This is a genomic window from Chryseobacterium sp. CG10_8, assembly GCF_058117085.1.
In genome coordinates this window covers 1-1,494 of the sequence record NZ_JBYVEB010000225.1, presented here as the reverse complement: position 1 = coordinate 1,494, position 1,494 = coordinate 1, and the positions used below count along the sequence as shown (strand labels likewise).

At 36.7% G+C, this 1,494-nt stretch carries 1 protein-coding gene; it reads right to left on the bottom strand.

Annotation, left to right across the window (positions count from 1 at the left end):
- Window positions 1-68: 68 nt before the first annotated feature.
- Entirely contained in the window at window positions 69-1,445 is a 1,377-nt protein-coding gene (locus tag AC4AGG_RS16395) for an MATE family efflux transporter (RefSeq protein WP_489773098.1), read from the bottom strand.
- Window positions 1,446-1,494: the final 49 nt, after the last annotated feature.

Sequence of the window (1,494 nt, the reverse complement as noted above, 5' to 3'; positions counted from 1 at the left end):
AAAAATAAATGGCAAATCCCTCTCAATTGAGAGAGATTTTTATTTGGATAGAAAAAAAAATTACTATTTTATTTTCTTTGAATTTTTGTTGTTTGAATCCTTCTTTCAGAAAGTTTTAGAAATCTCCAAACCAGCATAATGGCGGAACAAGTGAGTCCAAATCCTAAAGAAATCCACATTCCGAAAGCTCCCATTTTTTCAACAACACACAGATAGTATCCCAAAGGTAGCGTGATAATCCAATACGCAATAAAGGTAATTACACCAGGAATTTTAACATCTTGGAAACCTCTCAAAGTACCAATCGCGACGACTTGTATACCATCCGAAAGTTGAAATAATGCTGCAATAATCATCAATTGGGAGGTCATTTGTAAGACAACGACATCGGTTTCTTTGGTGAACATTTCGGGAAGAATATTTTTTCCAAGGACAAAAATAATTCCGCAAACAAGCATGAAAAGGAATACAATTTTGAGGTTGTTGATTCCGATATTTCGAAGTTCAACAAAGTTTTTCTCACCAAGCTTTCTTCCCACCATTACCGTCGAAGCAATACTGAATCCAATACAAAGATTAAAGGTGAATGAAGCAAGACTTAGCGCAATTTGATGTGCAGCGATATCTCTCGACGAAACCAGCCCACAAATAAATGCTGCTGTTGCAAAAGCGGTGACTTCAAAGAACATTTGGAGTGATGTTGGTAATCCTAATTTGATCAGTTTTCGGAACATTTCTTTTCGGAAAATATCAACTTTGAGACTGAAATCCAACATATATCTTCTTGTAATCTTGTTACTTCTCAGGGAGTAAAAGATAAAAATAACCATGAAGACGCGCGCAACAAGGGTGGCGTAGCCAGAGCCTGCAACTCCCATTGGTGGAAATCCCAAAAGTCCTTTTATAAAGACATAATTAAGAACAATATTGATAACATTGGCAATAATGGTAGCTCGTGTCACCCCAATGGTAAAGCCCAATCCTTCGGATACTTCTCGCATAGTTTGGAAAATCATAAAAGGAAAAATACTTACAATCACTATCTTCAAATAAGCTTCGGTATCAGGTATGATTTTCGGGGGTTGTCCCAAATGATAAAGCAAAGGCATCGCCAAAAACAGAAGGACAATGAGGATGATTCCTACGGTAATGTTAAGGATAAAGCCATGGCTAAAAATAAGATTGATTTTTTTGTGGTCATTTTGTGAGTGCGCCTCCGAAACCAAAGGCGGAATGGCTAAGGAAAATCCCAAAGCCAAAACAAAAACTGAGAAAAATATAGCATTGGCCAATGAGACGGAAGCCAAAGCTTCGTCCGCGCCCAAAAGATTTCCAACAATGATATTATCAAATAGGTTAACCGAAGCTTGTCCTAATTGCGTAAGCATCACAGGAAAAGCCAGTTTGAAAGTTTCTTTAGTATAATTGGGGTTAAGAAATGCCATAAATTTTAAAAATCTCGCAAATTTCCGAAAAATAAAATGAAGAATAATA

What these genes read in the sequence shown, in the direction of transcription:
- AC4AGG_RS16395 (WP_489773098.1), bottom strand. Translation starts at nt 1,445, where the DNA reads ATGGCATTTCTTAACCCCAATTATACTAAAGAAACTTTCAAACTGGCT.